Annotated in this window: 10 protein-coding genes; 9 read left to right on the top strand and 1 reads right to left on the bottom strand. The window is 47.9% G+C overall.

What is annotated here, in order from left to right:
• Positions 1-67: 67 nt before the first annotated feature.
• Genes DW091_RS15235 through DW091_RS15225 form a run of 3 tightly spaced genes read left to right on the top strand, consistent with a single transcriptional unit; the run spans position 68 to position 1,303 of the window.
• Entirely contained in the window at positions 68-217 is a 150-nt protein-coding gene (locus DW091_RS15235; protein ID WP_118518586.1) for a cyclic lactone autoinducer peptide, read from the top strand.
• Entirely contained in the window at positions 217-792 is a 576-nt protein-coding gene (locus DW091_RS15230) for an accessory gene regulator B family protein (RefSeq protein ID WP_118518585.1), read from the top strand. Before DW091_RS15235 ends, DW091_RS15230 begins: the two co-directional genes overlap by 1 nt.
• Positions 782-1,303, top strand: coding sequence for a hypothetical protein (locus DW091_RS15225; protein WP_058696140.1), 522 nt, complete (start codon positions 782-784; stop codon positions 1,301-1,303). Before DW091_RS15230 ends, DW091_RS15225 begins: the two co-directional genes overlap by 11 nt.
• A gap of 36 nt (positions 1,304-1,339) precedes the next feature.
• Here DW091_RS15225 and DW091_RS15220 read toward each other — a convergent pair whose 3' ends face one another.
• On the bottom strand, positions 1,340-1,678 hold the full coding sequence (locus DW091_RS15220; RefSeq protein WP_013382606.1) for a helix-turn-helix transcriptional regulator: 339 nt from the start codon (positions 1,676-1,678) through the stop codon (positions 1,340-1,342).
• Positions 1,679-2,055: 377 nt separating this feature from the next.
• Here DW091_RS15220 and DW091_RS15215 point away from each other — a divergent pair, with 377 nt between their 5' ends.
• From DW091_RS15215 to DW091_RS15190, 6 genes are all read left to right on the top strand, one after another.
• Positions 2,056-2,940: a LysR family transcriptional regulator gene (locus DW091_RS15215; RefSeq protein WP_074618196.1), complete on the top strand. Its 885-nt coding sequence runs from the start codon at positions 2,056-2,058 to the stop codon at positions 2,938-2,940.
• Between the two features lie 97 nt (positions 2,941-3,037).
• Positions 3,038-4,006, top strand: a complete 969-nt coding sequence (locus DW091_RS15210; RefSeq protein WP_118518584.1) for a DMT family transporter — start codon at positions 3,038-3,040, stop codon at positions 4,004-4,006.
• 188 nt (positions 4,007-4,194) lie between these two features.
• Positions 4,195-4,761, top strand: a complete 567-nt coding sequence (ahpC, locus tag DW091_RS15205) for an alkyl hydroperoxide reductase subunit C (RefSeq protein ID WP_013382603.1) — start codon at positions 4,195-4,197, stop codon at positions 4,759-4,761.
• Positions 4,762-4,777: 16 nt separating this feature from the next.
• Positions 4,778-6,445, top strand: coding sequence for an FAD-dependent oxidoreductase (locus tag DW091_RS15200; RefSeq protein ID WP_118518583.1), 1,668 nt, complete (start codon positions 4,778-4,780; stop codon positions 6,443-6,445).
• A gap of 315 nt (positions 6,446-6,760) precedes the next feature.
• Positions 6,761-18,787, top strand: a complete 12,027-nt coding sequence (locus tag DW091_RS15195) for a SpaA isopeptide-forming pilin-related protein (RefSeq protein WP_118518582.1) — start codon at positions 6,761-6,763, stop codon at positions 18,785-18,787.
• Positions 18,769-19,038 (top strand): hypothetical protein, encoded by a 270-nt coding sequence (locus tag DW091_RS15190; RefSeq protein ID WP_118518581.1) that lies wholly within the window; start codon positions 18,769-18,771, stop codon positions 19,036-19,038. The genes DW091_RS15195 and DW091_RS15190 overlap by 19 nt, the downstream gene beginning before the upstream one ends.
• Positions 19,039-19,107 lie beyond the last annotated feature (69 nt).

Raw genomic sequence — 19,107 nt, 5'->3', positions numbered from 1 at the left:
TCCTCAGCAAACACTAAAATGATGAATATCAGCTGATGTATTCATTAATTTTAATGAGGTGTCTATTATGAAAAAGAGTAGCTTGAAAGATAAAATGCTAAAAGGTGTCGCGAAGTCAGCAAGACAGGAAGCAATAAAAAATGCTAATTCTGCCTGTTGGGTAATGCATCACCAAGACAAACTTCCCGAAAAAGTTAAGGATCTGCGTAAGTTCTAATGATTGGTCGGGGTGCAAAATGGACGGTTAACCGTCTGGTCGCGCACCGGATCATCGATTTAGATGATGTGGAAATTTACCAGTTTGGCCTGGAATCGGCCATGCTCAAAACGGTTCACTACGCTTCCATGCTTTTGGTGGGCCTGCTTTTCGGCATGCTGCCGGAGACCATACTCTTTTTAATTGTATATGCGGCCATCCGCGCCTATGCCGGCGGTTATCACGCCGATACACGCGGGGTCTGCTACCTGCTGTCATGGATCACAATACTTTCTGTTTTACTCATTGCCCGGTTCTGCCCGGCAGGGGCGGTTGCGGTGGTTACCGCAGCGCTTACGCTGTCCGCTTTTCCGGTGATCTACAAATGGGCGCCGGTCGAAAACAGCGCAAAGCCGCTGGATGATGCAGAGTGCACCCATTACCGGAAACGGGCGAGAAGAATACTGGTGGCTATCAGTGCTTGTGCGCTGCTTGCCGGACTGGCTTTTAACAGCCGGTTTGGGCTGGTCGCCGCGGAATGCCTGGGCCTTGAGACGCTGATGATGCTGCTGGGGCTGTGGAAAAATGGGCGTTAAGCCGAGGTATACAAGAGAACAGCAGGATGTGATTCAGGAAGCGGTGGAATGTGGTTTTGATGTGTCGCCGTATATTACGGAGGCCTTCACGCCAGACCAGATACGGGAAATTTTCTGGGGATTGATGACCGGTGTGGATGTGACCTTTTATAACGATCCTGAGTATTCAAACTGCCAGATGTGGCAAATACGGGAAGGACTTACAGGAAAGGTGGATGTATCGGTCTATGCGGATAAAAATCTGGATTGGAAAAAAATGTACCTGATCCGGATGGGTTTAGAGGAAGGGCTTGATGTATCGGAGTATGTGCGGCAGGGCATGGACCCGGAGCAGATCCGGGCAATTTTGCAGGGCTACCGTACCGATATTGATTATACGCTTTATGCGAAGCCCTGGTACACAGCTGGCGAAATGCGGGAAATCGGCTCAAAACTGATCCGGGAAGCGGTTCTGAACAGAGCGGAGGAGACGCCTGGCGCTGGCGGTATATTTAAGAGTATAAAAAAATAACAGGTGCCCAACTGCAATTTGGACACCCGCATTTTTTTATTCTACTGGGTCGTGGCTGAGTAAAAACAGAGTCAGAATTTCTTCTGCGTATTTTCCTTTTTCTGCTGGACAGCGTTCTAAAAGCTCCAGCAGTGCTGCGTACTTCGTCCCCATGTATTCTTTGGGGCCGTAGAGAATTGCGTCGGCGGACATTTTCAAAACGTCACAGAAACGATTCAGGCTTTTTAGAGAAAAGCCCTTAGTCCCCAGTTCTATATCGGCAAGGAAGGTTGGTGTGATACCGATTTTTCTTGCCAATTCATCACGGGACATGTTCAGAAATGTTCTTTGTTTACGAATACGAAGGCCAATCGCCTTATGATCTAGCTCTTGCATACAATTCCCCCTAAAAATAGTATTTACGCTTTTAGCTGTTGACTCCATACCATTGTGATATAAGCCGGTGGTTTATTTAAAAACCAGACACTTTTGCGCATTTTAATAGGACCACAGTAGACTTCTTAATTATATCCGCTTTTACCAGTAATTTCAAGTCTCTGTAAGAAAACTGAAAGGAACCGGAAAAAAGTACGGTATTCTCTCCCGAAGACAAGTTCAGGGGGATTTTTTTGTTTGTCGGAAATATTTTAAGTTGAAAAAATTTCGTACTCTCAGGCAAATTAATCGTGACAAAAAGTCGAAAAACCGGCAGGTTGCATATAATTCAAAATGTGATATAATGAAATGGATTAACGGAAAAAGGACGTATTTTTATGAATGTAAATTTTGAACATTACAAGGTCTTTTACTACGTAGCGCGCCATGGCACCATTACACAGGCGGCCCAAGCACTGTATATCTCGCAGCCGGCAGTGAGTAAATCGATCCATCTGCTGGAAAAGGAGCTGTCATGTGAGCTTTTTCACAGGAATCAGAAGGGGATGACTCTGACACCAGAGGGCGAAATGCTGTACGGACATGTGGCAAAGGCCTATGAGCAGCTGGCACTGGGTGAAAAAAAGCTCTGGGAAATGCTGAATCTGAACAATGGGGTGGTGCGGCTGGGCACCAGTGACATGATCGCCCGTTTTTTCCTGCTGCCTTATCTTGAGAAGTTTCACAGCCTGTACCCGGATATCCGCATCAATATGCAGAGCGGCACCACGCCTGGCACACGTGTTGCCCTGAAGGAGGAACGTATTGAGGTGGGCGTGGTATCCTCACCGGTGGCTGCCTCAGACGATATTGAGATTTACCCGATCCGGGAGATTCAGGACGTTTTTGTGGCGGGTCTGGACTACGCGCCCCTTGCCGAGAAGGTGCTGAGCTTTGAGGAGATTATGGCGCACCCCATCATCTGTACAGAGCGCAACACGGCCAGCCGCCATTATCTGGACACATTTTTCCTCAAACACAAGATCCATCTGGAGCCGGCCTTTGAGCTGGGGACTATGGAGTTAATCATGCCTTATGCGGAAAGAAACCTGGGTATTGGCATCGCAGTCCGTGATGTGGCGCAGGAGCGTCTGGAGCAGGGGAGTTTGATTGAGATCCGGGCCAAGGTGGAGATGCCGAAGCGGCAGATCTGTGTGATCAAGCGGAAAAAGGGTGGTATCTCCAAGGCAGCAGAGGCTTTTCTGGATATCATTTTGCCATAACTTTTGGTTATAAATTATATAAGAATATTTCATTTTACTTATGGCAACGAGAAGGGTAAAATCGTTACTGTACGAAAAATGAAAGGAAGATTTTATTTTGAAAAAAGGCTATTTATATATTGTCATTGCGACGTTGTTTTTCAGTTCAATGGAGATCGCCCTCAAAAGTGTTTCAGGCCAGTTCAACGCTGTGCAGATGAACCTGACCCGTTTTTTGATCGGCGGTCTTGTTTTAATTCCCTTTGCGCTCAGGACGCTTAAAAAGAAAAATGAACATCTGGATAAAAAAAGCCTGCTGCACTTTGCGGGATTGGGCTTTCTGGGGGTGGTGGTCAGCATGACCTTTTATCAGCTGGCAGTGGAAAATGCCAACGCCTCGGTGGTGGCAGTGCTGTTTTCCAGCAACCCGGTGTTTGTGCTGTTTTTCTCAGGCATTATCCTGCACGAGGTGATCAAGAAAAACCATGTAGCGGCCATTGTGCTGGAAATTATTGGAATTCTGGTGATTGTCAATCCTCTGCACACCGCCCTCAATATCGCGGGAGTGGTCATGGCGATTTTGGCAGCGGTGGCTTTTGCCCTGTATTCGGTCTTTTCTAAAAAGCAATGCAACCGCTACGGCGGCGTGGTGGTGACCTGCGGGAGTTTTTTATTCGCCAGTCTGGAAATGCTGCTGCTCATCGGACTCAGTCATGTGGGCCCGGTGGCGGATATGCTAAGCGGTAGCGGACTTGCTTTATTTGCCAATATTCCACTGCTCACAGGCTATACAGCGTCCAATATCCTTACGATGCTGTATATCTGTATCGGCGTGACCGGCGGTGGCTATGCTTTTTACTTCATGGCTATCGAAGAAACCTCGGCCAGTACGGCGTCGCTGGTGTTCTTCTTTAAACCGGTGCTGTCGCCTATTTTGGCAGTGCTGATCCTGCACGAAGCGGTGCCGGTCAACATGGTGATTGGTGTGCTACTGATCCTGGCCGGCTCTCTGGCGAACCTGCTGCCAGCGTTTGCGCACAGGGAAGAAAAGTCTGTGTCCCTGAGCACAGAGCAGGGCCGTTCCTAGCCTGTTTTATAAAATCTGAATGTTGAAGCCACAGAGAATCCCTTAAAATCTCTGTGGCTTTTTTTGTTAAAAATTTGCTTTTTAATTTAGAATTATTCTTGACAAGCTTCTTTTATCATGCTAGAATACACTCATCAAACAGTTAGAAAAAACTAACAAAAATAAATTTAATGAAAAGAGGTATCAACATGAAAAATTTAATTGGCAAAGAATTGATCGATTTTGAAGTACAGGCATATCACGAAGGTGATTTTAAAACCGTCACAAAGGAAGATGTTCTGGGAAAATGGGGCGTGTTCTTCTTTTACCCGGCAGATTTTACTTTTGTGTGTCCGACAGAGCTGGCGGACGTAGCGGACAATTATGAAGAGTTCAAAAAGATCGGCTGTGAAATCTATTCGGTTTCTGAAGATACCCATTTTGTACATAAAGCCTGGGCCGACACCACTGATACCATCAAAGGCCTTCCATACCCAATGTTAGGCGACCCGGCCGGCGTGCTGGCAAAATTCTTTGGTGTGCTGGTCAAGGAAGAAGGACAGGCGCTGCGCGGTACCTTTGTGGTGGACCCAGACGGCGTCATCAAGGTTTACGAAATTCATGACATGGGCATTGGCCGTAATGCTGAGGAGCTTTTGCGTAAAGTACAGGCCGCTCAGTTTGTAAGAGAACACGGCGATCAGGTCTGCCCTGCTAAATGGAAACCAGGCGAAGACACTCTGACACCAAGCTTAGACTTAGTCGGCAAGCTGTAAGAAGCAGGAGGGCGCCATGGATAAGATTTATGACTTGATTATTATCGGCGGCGGTTCCGCCGGACTCTCGGCTGGTATCTATGCTGCCCGGGCCATGCTCGACACATTGATAATTGAGAAAAACCAGCCGGGCGGCCAGGCTGTGAATACCGCAGAGGTGGTTAACTATCCTGGTATCCGCCGTACCACCGGCCCCAGCCTCATGGATGAAATGCACAAGCATGCCATGGATTTTGGCGCAGAGTTTGCTGTGGCCGAGATTGAGGGGGTGGACTTTAACGGAGAGGTGAAAGAGCTGCACACCAGCCGTGGCACCTACAAAAGCCGTGCGGTCATCATCGCTACAGGAGCCTCCCCGCGCAAGATCGGCTTTGTCGGCGAGAAGGAATATACCGGACGCGGCATTGCCTACTGTGCGACCTGTGACGGCGAGTTCTTCAGCGGCCTTGATATTTTTGTGCTGGGAGGCGGTTTTGCCGCAGCCGAGGAGGCTGTGTTCCTGACCCGTTACGGCAGAAGCGTAACCATTGTGGTGCGTGAGGATGATTTTACCTGCGCCCAGATGGTGGCAGACAAGGTTAAGGAGCACCCGGGCATTGAGGTGTGGTACAACACCGAGGTAAAAGAAGTGTCCGGCGATGATTTCCTGAAAAAGGCTGAGTTTTTTAACAATAAGACCGGTGCCACCTTCACCTATGAGAGCAAAGACGGCAAGCCCTTTGGTATGTTCGTGTTCGCGGGCTATGAGCCGGCGACCCAGATATTTAAAGATCATGTAGACATCGACGCTGAGGGCTATATTCCCACCAGTGACCGCATGGAAACCAATGTCCCTGGCGTCTACGCCGCGGGCGACCTGCGACCAAAGGAGCTGCGCCAGATCGTCACGGCTGTGGCCGATGGCGCTATTGCAGCCACCGCAGCGGAAAAATACGTGGCGGCAGAGCGGGAACGCCTGGGTCTGGCAGCGCCAGAACCTAAGGCAGTCAAAACACCGGCAGCACCAGAGCCGGAAGCGGAAGCGCCCCAGGGCGCGGAAGACGGTTTTATCCCGGCAGCCATGAAAGCCCAGCTCAAAGAAATTTTCGGAAAGCTCGAACGCACCGCGCGGGTGGTGACCATCATCGATCCAGCTGTGCCAAAAACTTTGGAAATGCAGGGCTTCTTAGAGGAGGTGGCAGCGCTTAATGACTGTATCCAGGTCGAGGCCTATAAAAAAGGTGAAGAGCCCGAGCTGGAAGCCGCCATGCATCTCGACAACCTCCCGGTTGCGGCCCTGTTTGATCCAGAGGGCCAGTATTCCGGCGTCAAATTCACCGGTATCCCCGGCGGACATGAAATGAATTCCTTTGTTCTGGCAGTTTATAACTTTGCCGGACCGGGCCAGGCAGTGGACGAGGCGCTCGCCAAACGGATTGCGGCCATCGACCATCCTGTCAATGCCCAAATCTGTATCTCTTTGTCCTGTCATTTCTGCCCAGATGTGGTGGCGGCCTGCCAGCGCATCGCTCTAATGAACCCGAACATTCAGGCGGAAATGATCGACACGGCTCTTTTCCCAGAGCTGAAGGAAGAATACAAGCTCATGAGCGTACCAGCTATGATCCTCAATAAACGGGATGTGGTTTTCGGCGCAAAGAAAATGAGCGAAATCGTAGAAATTTTTGAAAATCTGAAAAACTAAATCATTAAATCCTCCGTAAAGGCGGCCTTCGGGCCGTCTTTTTTTGTAAAGAAAACGACTTGCTGTGCAAGCGGCAAGGCAGGCTTAAGCACGGGCAGAAAAACGTTTGTCAGGGACATAACAGAGGAAAATTTGGCGGCCGTATCGTTTTCTGAAAGCGCTTGAATTTTAAACGCGCAACTTCAGTAATAAAATGACAGAAATGGTAAAAAAAGTGAAAAGGTATTTTGAGTTTGTTAGACTTATTATAAAGGTAATCAATAGTGGCGATTTGGCGCTTGCCACAAATATAAAGAAAATAAAAAGGTAGAAAAAATGAGAGAGAAGAGTAAAAAAACCATCAAAAAAAGGCTTCTGGCCCTCCTTCTGGTTTTCTGCATGACATTCCAGATGATTTCGTACAGCCCGGGGAACGTGGTGCGGGCTGAAGGGGAGATATCCAGATACTCTGCAGATATCATTAAAGACGGTAACTCGACCTATAAAGGGGAAGGAATAGATCCGGCAGAAAATTCTAACGCTGGTGCGTTTTCAAGTGTTAATATCAGCTTTAGCACGCCGGCTGGGGGATACACATCGGCAGAAGGCGCAGATACTTTATTTAAGCTGAAATTAAAGCCGGATTCAGCCTATTTACATCAAGAGTGGGGTAAAATTCCGGCGGATAAGCAAACAGATGCAGCAAATTTGCTTCAAGATGCAATGGAGGCAGATGCAGCAAACAAAGATGATAAATACAAAGCATTATCGCAATATATTGATGATAATGGCAATTTGCCTGAAATTAATTTTGATTATACCTTTGACACTGGTTTCCTTTGGAAAGAAAGCAGCAACCCGGGAATTACTTTAGGAAACGCACGTCAGGTTACCACGACCATTGACGGTTCAGAGGTAACTGTGGGAGAGTATACTTTCACTCAGGATGGTACTGCCGGTGCGTTAAAGCTTCATTTTGTATTTGAGTCCTTTGTCTATGGTGTAACAACTGCGATGGCGGGAATGAGTTTTACTTTGGGACTACAGGATAGCCTGTTTGAAGGTGGTAATCCTGTTGAGGTGAAGTGGGACCAGGTGACCAGCAGCCTTAACGTGGGTGAATGGCGCGATCCTAGTCTTCCGGATACCTTGGACGATAATTATACTATTGACAAAAGCGTTGTGAACAAAGTCGGCGAAACCAACAGTGTGGGCGATGCCATGTATGTGGACTATAAGCTTGATTTAACGGCAGAAAATGACGGCGATTTGCGAGGAAAAATTGTTGAGGACCTGCTGCCAGAGGGTCTGACCGTTGACTCTGTCACTCTGGGATTAAATGGTGCGGCGGAAAGCGGGATTGAAAGCGGTACTACGCCGGGTGACGGCACTTATCAGACGGTCACTGAAAGTGGCCGTGCGGGTTTCAGCTATCAATTTCCAGGTGGAGCGCCATTGCAGCGTGCGAGTCTGACCATTCGCGCGATTTTGACCGTTGAACAGTACACCGAATTTATGGAGAGCGGAACCGGCAAGCTTTGGAATTTTACCAACCAGGCTTTTTTGCGGGATCCAGCTAAAGATGGCCCCATCGCCCAGACAGAAGAGATCAAGACTGATATGGAAGCCACCTTTATGACAAAAGACGGGACACAGCGTGCCTATGACGGTAAATATTTTGACTGGGAAATCAATGTCAATACCCAGTTTAGCCATTTGTCCAACGCGTATATCATTGACAGCATCAGTAAAAACCAGCACACCTATGTGGATGGCGAGCCAATAAAAATTACCAAAGAAAGTGCCGCGCCAGTTGAGATGTCGCTTGAGAAAACGACAGATACAAATCTCATAAATAAAGCATATGCAGATTTAACCAATGCACTTTTACAGACTTCAGATAAAGCATTGTTGAATTCGCTGGAAACTTTGACCAATAATGGAAATAAAGCCATCTACTACGAAAGTGGTGACGCTCAAATCATGATCATCCCTTTCGATAAATATGAAAATGCGAAGGTAAAAATCAATTATGCGACACTGCTGAAAGAGCCGGATAAGGTGACACCATCCCTGAATTTGTCCAACAAGGTTAAAATGATCTGGAGCCACTACTGGTATGGTAATGGGATTGGCAAAGACGATTTTAACGTAAATATTGACATTGACAAGGGTGTTGCGGGTAATTATGATATTGTTCAGAAAACCGCTGATTTTCAGAAAGACAGCGGCACCATGGACTGGGTTTTCAAAATTAACCATTACCAGAAGAACGCCGAGAATGTACGGATTGTTGAAGACCTGAAAGCCCAGAATATGAGTCTGGCCGATCCTGCCGATCCCTCGAAAAACTGGACGTGCAAAGACCAAAATGGCAAGACGGTGACGGTCCACAACAGCCAGAGCCAGGGAACACCTTATTATGTGTATGACAACGCAAACGAGAAATTAACCTTTTATTTTGGCAATTTAACACCGGATAAATACTATGAGCTGCGTCTTCATACTAATGTGGATGGACAGATGGCTCAGGTAACAGATGACAAATCGTCGGTAAGCAACAAAGCAACAGTTTTGACTAAAGACAATGGAACAGACGTAGAGCATACGACTGAAGCTAAACAGGATGTGGATAATACCATTATCCAGAAAGTCAATACAGGCTACGACCAGGCGGCACATCAGGTGAAATGGACCATTACCGTTAACCAGAACAAGCTGCCCATCACTGATGGCACAGTCACCGATGTGTTTAATACAAATGATATGACCTTTTTAAATGTGGATGCTATCCGCAAAGACGGCACGGCCTTTACGCTGGATAAAGATAATAGGACAGCCAGTAAGAATGGCCAAACAATCGTCTGGTCTGCGGATGATAATCCTGTCTTTACCTTTAAAGATCAGACAAATGACGAGAGTATTTATGAGATTGATGTCACCACACAGTTGACAGAAGCCTTTATTAATAAGAATTTAACAACCAACGCTGAAAATAATGTTGTGAATACAGCTGTACTTCGGGGCCTTGTAAAAGGGATGCCGATCCGGGATAGCAAGGACATTGACCTGACAGATAACAAAGTATCCGATGACGCCACCGCGCCCATCGCCACAACCGCCCTTAACAAACACGGCCAATACGACAGCGGTACACAGATTATTACCTGGACAGCGGCCTTTAACGGCGGTCAGGCCAATATGAAGGACCGTGTGATTACCGAGGATTTAAGTGCAAACCCCATTCTTGAGCTTAAGCACCGCGATCCAAAAACTGGCGGTCTTTTAACAGAACCCGTTAAGGTTTATGAAGGAAAATGGGAAAACGGGAAAATTGTCAAAGCAAATGATACACCAGTGATTAAGGACAGAAGTGAGTTTACAGATGTTGCAGATCAGGGCTTCAAGTTTACCGTGCCGGATAAGTACGCAAATACAATCCTTATCTTTGAGTTTGACACCTATATTACCAATAGCGCTTCCAGTGCGGACGTCAGCAACACCATCAATCTGGAACCATTGTCCGGGAAAGATGCAGGGCAAGAAGTAAGTTCCGGTGCAGACGGGCTGGATTATTTTGATATTGATGAATATGCCAGCATCTCTGTCGGACCATATATTAAGGTTAAAAAAACAAGCAGCAGCCAAGACACCAGCGGCAAAAACCAGATCAAGCTGGGCGGTGCAACCTTTACTCTGACCGAGTATGTAGCGGAGGGGACACCATCTGATTATGATAATGCGACATGGAAGCCTTCAACCGTAGCGGACAAAAATCGCATTACCAACGAGGACGGACAGGCCAGTTTTGTCAACCTCGTTCCGACAGCAGCCCTGTACAAGCTTGAGGAAACAAAAGCGCCGGGCGGATATGACATTGATGCTACACAGGATTCACCAAAAGTATATTACTTTCGGTTTGTCAATAAAGGGGCGTTTGAAGCTGGAACGTATAAGCGCAGCAATGTTTCAATTAGCAATGGTACAGCATCATCTAATGAAACGGTTCTGGAAATTAACCGGACAGTCCTAAAAGGATTCTCCTTTGACCGGACAAACACCCCGACCGGAAAACTGGAATTTACAAAAACCGATGCTAATGGTGCAGGCATTGAAAATGTAGAATTCACCTTAGTTCGTGACGACAAAAAGGTAAAAGATCATACCGCGACCAGTAATGCCAGCGGAAAAGTCATCTTTGAAAAGCTGGACCCCGGTATCTACGCCCTCCAAGAAACCTCGGCGCCGGATCAGTATCTGCTGGGCGGTGATCGCAAAGTAACCGTGGATGAAAACGGCACGGCCACCATCGCTGCGGGAGAGGGACTGACGGGTGACACCACAGCCGGCTATAAAATCAGCAATCAATACGTCAGCGGCACCATCAAAATTAATAAGGTTGACAGCGAAAAAGACACGATTAAACTGCGAGGCGCGAAGTTTAAGATTTATTCCGGTGTATATGATAATAAGAATCAACTGATAGATGATGCCAATGATTCCGGTTATAACCTTATCGGAGAAGCCACCACAGACGGAAATGGCACAGCGGCCTTTAACAATGTACCCTATTCACCCAGCGGCTATACGATCATTGAGAGCGAGCCGCCGACAGGATATAAAGCAACAGCAGATAAATTGATTACAATCCAGGCGAACGCTGTGGCGTTTGAGAAAAATAAAAATTTCACGCATACTGTGGCGGATACAGTTGAAAACACCCGTCTGCGCTATGATGTGTCATTAAAAAAGACCAATGATAACACACCAACAGCGGAGGCTCTTCAAAAATCTTTTGAACTGACTTATACAGGTAATGATAGCTATGATACTTGGAGAGATGCAAGTAACGGAGTCCAAATAAAAGACAGCAAAGGTAGCATTAATCGTGATAATGGAAAAATAACAGTAACCACTAACGATCAAGGTGAACTCCAGCTCACCAACTTACCCTATGGTGATTATAAACTGACAGAAACCACCAACAATGAAGCTACCAATATCTACCAGAATCTGGACTTGACCATCAAAAAAGATCAGCTGATCGGCCATGAAACGACTAAGACAGCCCCATTAGTCCTCACAGCCAACGGCGGAACGAATACGGTTGTCAACAAACTGAAAAAAGCCAGTGAATTTAAGATTACCAAAACCGATGATAAGGGTGATAAGCTGAAGGATGTCACTTTCACATTGAAAGGGAAGGATGCCTACGACCGTGATGTAGATATGTCACAGACGACAGAAACAGACGGCGTGGCAACCTTCAAAGATATCCCGATTGGCGCAAGTAGCGGGGATACTGCCTACACACTGACGGAAACCCAGATCGGGATCGGCACCTCAGCGGATACGGATGGTTATACCACTGATTTTACAAAAACTTATAAGGTTTTTGTAAAACCTGCCGTTAATAATGACGTGACGATAGAAGTTAAAGATTCCGAAGACCAGGCTGTCACGCTTACAAATAATGGCGTTACCATCACCAACGAGCCGGTTAAGGGCACCATCAAGTTTACAAAAAAAGATGAAGATGGCAGAATTCTGAAAGGCATTGAATTTGAACTGCGCCGAGTAGTCAATGGCGTTGCCCAGACGACCGGTGAGGGTATGGTGTTTAAAGCGATATCTGGAGATAATGGAGCAGTCAGTTTTGCCAACATCCCCTACGCCAACTATAAATTGGTTGAAACAAAAGGCGCGGATAGTTCCGCCACAAAAGAATTCGATATTCCAAAATCAAAGTTGACAGTTACAAACAGTGGGACTGAAACGTTCAATTATAGCGAATCAGAAGTCACCAACACCCTGAACAAAGCCGGCATTACCCTGACCAAAAAAGACCAGGCAGGTATGCCACTTGGCGGCGTTGAATTTGCCGTTAAGCGTCAGGCGAGTAGTGAAGCTGATAATAAATTTAAAAGTTTTGTTTTAAATCCAAATGGAACAGAGTACTCCAATTATTACAAAAATGAGACTGAAGTATTAACCGCGACAAGCGCCGCAGACGGTACGCTAACCATCAGCGGCCTCGCCTACGGCAAATATAAGCTTGTAGAGACCACAAAACCCGATAACCCGGCAAGCGATGTAAGCGCTCCAGAAATTACCTTTACAGTGAACGAAAATGGTGAAATACAAGACTTACATGGAACTACAAAAGAAGGTAATAACAATATTGTCACCAACACCATAAAATACGGCTACATCAACTTGTTAAAACAGACCGATGATGGCGAAAATCTGCCAGGTGTAAAATTCGATATTTACAAAACAGATGCAGCCGGCAATAAGACAGGCAACGCTATCCTGACTCTGACAACAGATGAAAACGGCAAATTAGTCAAAACAGAAATGGAAAAAGACGGTGTCGGTCTATTAACCTATGGCAGCTATATACTGGAAGAAACCAGCGTGGACAATGCTTTTACAATGAGCACTGAGTCTTATAAATTTACCATTGATGACACGACAACTGGCGAAAAGGGTACCACCTGGATTTCCCCGGGAAGTACGAATAACGTCATTTATAAAAAAGCAAATGAAGGAGATCCTTCTGCGAACGAATTAAAACCCATCACCAACACCGCCAAACGCCAGTCCATCACGCTGACTAAAACTGGTAGAGATAACACAGCATTGACTGGCGCGGTTTTCGCGGTCTATGACGGCAACACTCTTGTGGCAGAACTGAAAGAAAGTACATCAGTTTCAGGAACCTACAACACCTTAAAAACAACGGATTTAAATTCCACAATTACCGATTCGGTTACAGAGAAGAAAACCATCACTGTCAGCAGTGCAAACATTGAAATCCCATACGTCAAAGACAACAAACTGCTGGCAGGCACCTACACCATCAAAGAAGTCAAACAACCGGGTGGTTATGTGTTGCCGGATGCTGGCAAGAGCGTAACGATCACAGTAGATAACGGAGATGTCGCAGCTACTGGAAATCTAACCAATGACCAAACCAGCTTCAGCGTAGAAAAACTCAGCAATGAAGTGGTTACGGCCGATTCAAATATACTATCCGGCGCAAGCCTGGAAATCCGTAAAGATAAAGACGGAGCAGCGGTATCGGATACCTTTAAATGGGTAAGTGATGGTCAACCTTACGCCGTAACCGGCCTGCCCGCCGGCACCTACTGGCTGGTAGAGACTGCCGCGCCTGATGGCTATAAAGTGGCAGCCCCCATTCAGTTCACTTTGGCTGATAACGGGCAGCTTTATAAAGGGGCAGAAATTAAGGATGAGAACAAGTTGGCAGACAACAAGCTCACCATGACCGACATTCGTGTCTACGGCCAGGCGAAGTTGACAAAAACAGTGACAGGTGAACCAGCAACAGACCCATCCGGTATTCCTTTTAGCTTGTACAAATATACCGGTCGGGCACCCGATCCGGATAATCCAGCAACAACAGACACTCTGATTGCCGATGGCTTGACGACCGATTCGACTGGCGTCATTGACACCACCAGTCTCACAACTGTTTTTAATAAAGAAACAACGAAGGCCTTAAGCGAAGGTCTGTGGACAGGCAAGTACTACTTCCGGGAACAGCCAAGCGACGATTTGGTTTATGACACCACCGATAACAATAATCTGGTGACATTTGAAATTACAGATCAAAATCACTATGCTGATACCGGTACACATGTAGAAAGCACTATGACGAACACTCGATTCATGACAAAAATAGCGTTCAAAAAATATGACACCACAGATGAATCCGGGATACAGGGCGTTACCTTTAAACTCACACGCTCAACAGATGGTGGAAGCACCTATACAGAAGTCGTCGAAGAAGTAGGTAGAGGCGGAATCGTCGTTACAGATGATAAGGGCGAGGTCACCGCACAGCTTTTGAAAAAAGGCAAGTACCAGCTGGAAGAAGTAAGAGCAGAAGGCTATAGTTCGGACGGCGCGTTTAAAGCGACTTTTGAGATTGACGATACTCATTATAATAAGAATAATAAGACATTTGAGCTTAATGAGACAACAAATTGGATGGTAACAAGCGGCAGATTTGAAGATAACAAAGGTATCGCCAACGACCGTCTCCCAGGCTCCATGACCATCACCAAGGTGGACGCCCAAAATAATACTAAATTAGACAATGCAGAATTTGCTTTGTATAAAGACGGCGGAGAAACACCAGTATTGACTGGAACAACCGGGAATACCTACGGCTATGATAATGTTAAGCTAAATCATACCGAAGCAAAAGGAAATGCCGGTGAGCTGAAAATCACCAACCTACCCTGGGGCCACTATAAATTGGTGGAAACAACCCCACCGGACGGCTATATCCTCAGTAGCACCCCGCTTGAATTTACCATTAAAGCAGGTCAGGTAGATTTTGGCGCAGTACAGAGTGCGGCCACAACCATTGAAAACGCCCAGAGTACCTTCACCCTCAACAAGGCAGACGCCACTAGTGGAACACTCGTCAACGGCGCGGCCTTCCAACTGACGGATGACAGCTTGACGGATGACAGCGATAAGAACAAAGTTATCTGGGTAACACCAGATAATACAACGCCTGTTAGCACCTGGTCGGACATCACCGGCATACTCGTCGCAGGCAAGACCTACACCCTCACCGAGACCAAAGCCCCGGACGGCTACGAAACAGCCGCACCGGTTAAGATTGTGATGGACAAACAAGGTGTTATCACGGTCACAGAAGGTGGAGATCACGCAAGTGTAACAAACAAATCAACCGTCACTGTAAAAGACCAGCCCATCGAAATCGGCCTTGAGAAAATTGACGCCGAAAGTAACGAGAAACTAGAAGGTGCGGTATTCAAGGTGACCGGAACCTTTGCCGATAAAGCGATAACTGAGATTGAAGTCACACCAGAAAGCTTCAAGGAGGAATTGAAGGGCCATCTGATCGCTGGTAAAACCTACAAACTGACAGAAACCACCGCGCCAAAAGGCTATGAGATGGCTGTGCTCGTTCAGTTTACAGTGGATGACACGGGCAAAATAGTCCTTGAAGACAGCCCGGCTCACGCAGCGCTTGATAATAACAATGAAACCATTGTCCTGAAAAACACGCAGAATGAAATCTTTATCCAAAAGACCGATGCGGATGGCAAGGCCATTGGCGGCGGCGCGGAATTCAGCCTGACCGGTGCTTTTGCGGAGGGAGAAACAGTAAAAACCATCAAGACAGAAGACAGTCAGCCTTACAGCCTCAAAGGCCTGCTGATCGCTGGACAGACCTATGTGCTTAGCGAAACCCGAGCGGCTGACGGCTACAAGCTGGAAACACGTCCGGTAGAGATCACCATGTCCACTGCTGGAACCATCAGCGTGGTAGCGGATACAGCCGGATCAATGGCAGAAGTAACGGCTGATGGCCTGACCCTGAAGTTTAAAGATCAGCCTATCACCCTGGGCTTACAGAAAACCGACGCCAATAACGGGAATAGACCGCTTAAAGGCGCGAAATTTGAGCTGACCGGTGATCTGGCAGACGAAAGCAAAACACACACCATTGATTTGACACAGAAAGAAAGTGAAAGCCTGTCCGCCCTGCTCATCGCTAGCACAGGCACAGAAAAGCATGAATACACCCTGACCGAGACCACCGCGCCGGAAGGCTACCAGCTTCAGCAAACGCCGGTAAAATTCACAGTGGACAAGGACGGTAGGGTGACCATCACTAATATTGACGCAGTCAAAGGATTTGCGGCCTTGACGGAAGACAAGCTGAGCCTGTCCTTTGCCAACACCCTGAAACAGGGCAACATCACCTTTATCAAATACGGTACCAATGACGAAAATGCTTTGAATGCTAAGGCGGAACTGTCCGGCGCGGTCTTCGGACTGTATACGGATGCCGGCGCGACAATACCGGTCAAAGATGCTGCCGGTACGGCATTCACCGCGACCAGCGGGGAAGACGGCAGCGTCGCCTTCAAAGACATCTATGTGGGCACTTATTACATGAAGGAAATCGCCGCTCCGTCCAGTTACACAGCGGACAGCACTGTCTATCAGGCTGTGATCGACAAGGATGGAAAATGTGACGGGATGCATGCTGTTGCGGGAACTGAGGTATCGAATGAAGCAATCCATGAGGTCACCAATCAGACGGTCCGCGGCAAAATAAGCATTGCGAAAACCGATTCCTTTGACGGCAAAGCCATCAAAGACATTGAATTTACACTGACGAAAAAGGATAAAGCGGGCAAAGATATCACGGTAAAAACCGGTAAAACCGATGAAAACGGCAATCTGGTTTTCAGCAATCTGCTGATGGATACCGAATATCGTGTTTACGAAACCAAAACCCACAGCGGCTATGTTTTGAGCACGGTGACAGAAAGTGTAACGCTGAGCACAGAAGAAACTAAAAAGGCCGTTGCCTTTACCAATGACCCCACCAAGCTGACCTTTAAGAAAGTCGACACCACGGGCGCGGGCCTGGCAGGCGCGGAATTCACTCTGTATGACGGCAGTCAGGAAAAGGCCACCGCCACCTCCGACAAGGACGGTATGGTTACCTTCCTGTATCTGGAAAAGGGCAATACCTACACCGTCAAAGAGACCAAACGTCCGGGAGAAGACTATCTCCCAAGCAGCACTGAGTTTAAAGCCGAGGTGGATAAAGACGGAACCTGTACGTTGAAAAACAACGATGAGACCGTCACCGAAGTCGTGAACGCCGACGCGGGTGTGATCACCGTGAACAAAACCGACGCTGACAGCAAGCCTCTGGCAGACACGACCTTTGTCCTGAAAAACGGCAACGGTGAGGTGATCCAGACACAGACCACCGGCGCAGACGGAAAGCTGGTTTTCGCAGACGTGCCCATGGGCAGCTACACCATTGTGGAAACCGCAGCTCCTGATCCTTACGCAGTATCGGGCGATGTAACCGCCGTTACTCTGAACCGGGGCGCGAACCAGAAGGTAAGCGTCAGCAGGGTCAACACCCTGTCACAGGTTATCTTCCACAAACGCGGCGTTATCACTGAAGGCTGTGCAGGTAATCTACAGCACGCACCCCTTGAAGGCGCTGTCTATGGTCTTTACCAGGATCCAGAATGTGCCACAGAACCAGTACACACCGCCACAAGCAGTAATCCAGGCGAAGGCTGCAGGGTTATCTTCACCGGCGTGGCCCGGGGCACCTGGTACGTGAAAGAGATAGAAGCACCACAGTATTACACGCTGGATACGACAGTCTACAAGGCAGTTGTTGACGGCGACGGACATTTTGAAGGACTGACCAATCTGGATGATACAAAGGTAGCGGATAACCGCGTCGTGGATGCGGCCGTCACCACCGATATTGTCCTGAAGAAAGTCAATGAACAGAAGCCAGATGAAGTACTGCCAGATTCCACCTACGGTCTATTCAAAAAAGTAGCTAAGACAGCGCCAGTACAGGCGCGGGCTTTCAGTCTCTTTGGTAGAGACAATACTCCAGAGGTAGAGGACGAAAGCGAATGGCAGAAAATTGCTGAGGCGACAACCGGCCAGGATGGTTATCTCCGTTTTGAAGGCGTGCTGATGGGGGTAGAATATTCTATTCGTGAGCTCAAAGCTCCCGAGGGCAGCCATGTCTCCGAAAAGCCTGTAAACATCAAGTTTGGTGTCAATGATGCGGGTACACCTGTCATCGAGAGTATTGATCTCGGACTGGCAGATCCCAACGACCCGAACAGCGCGCCAACCGCAAGCGTTGATCCTGAAACAGGCGAGATTGTCTGGCTGGAACCGTCCATTGTGGCAGAAATATCCAAGACCGATATGAACGCGAATCTGCTGGCAGGCGCCAAGCTGCGCATCACTGTCAAGGATGAGAACGGCGCCTATGTGCCGCTGATCCGCGAAGACGGCCAGCCCGTCGAATGGATATCCGGCGATCAGCCAGAAACCTTTGTCAAGCTGATGAAAATAGGGAAAGACTACCGGCTCGAAGAGATCGAAGCGCCTTCAGGCTATAAGCTTGCAGCGCCCGTTGACTTTATAGTTAAATCACCAGAGCAGGGCGTCGGCCCAGGTGAAAATCTTTCAGAACTGGTTGTTCTGAAAAATGAACTCACCAGCCTCTTCATCAGCAAAACCACCATCAACGGAACCGACGAGCTGCCAGGCGCAGTCTTGACGGTCTATGAAGCAGCCGAAGATGGCAGCATCGTGCGCGATGAAGCCGGAAACGAAGTTGTCGCGCGGACCATCGCAGGCGAAAGCCTGAGCTGGACCTCCGGCACAGAGATGAAAAAATCGAGGGTTTGCCGGCCGGCGCCTATGTCCTGCGGGAAATCACCGCGCCGGACGGCTACGAGGTTGCGGAGGAAATCACCTTCACCCTCATGCCAGATGGCGCAGTGACCGTGGGCGGCGAAGCCTGTGAGGGCAACATTGTCCGCATGCAGGATAAGCCGGCCCCGGAAACCGTGACACCCGGTGTGCCTGACAAGCCACAGACATCAACACCCAATAATCCAGAGATAAGCGGCGGCGCAGACACCGGTATTGCCGGTTTGGTCAACCCAGCCACTTTCTGGGGCGTAATGGCACTGCTCAGTGTCACGGCGCTTCTGGTCTGCAGCGTTGTTGTCTGGAGAAGAAAACGCTGGTAAGACAGTGAATCAAACTAAATAAAAAGAAGGGAAGCAGACACAGCTTCCCTTCTTTTTTTGAAAAAATAT

This window comes from Eubacterium sp. AM05-23 (assembly GCF_003477535.1).
Taxonomy (GTDB): domain Bacteria; phylum Bacillota; class Clostridia; order Eubacteriales; family Eubacteriaceae; genus Eubacterium; species Eubacterium maltosivorans.
The sequence above is the reverse complement of the archived record's forward strand: the minus strand, read 5'-3'. Positions and strand labels throughout refer to the sequence as shown.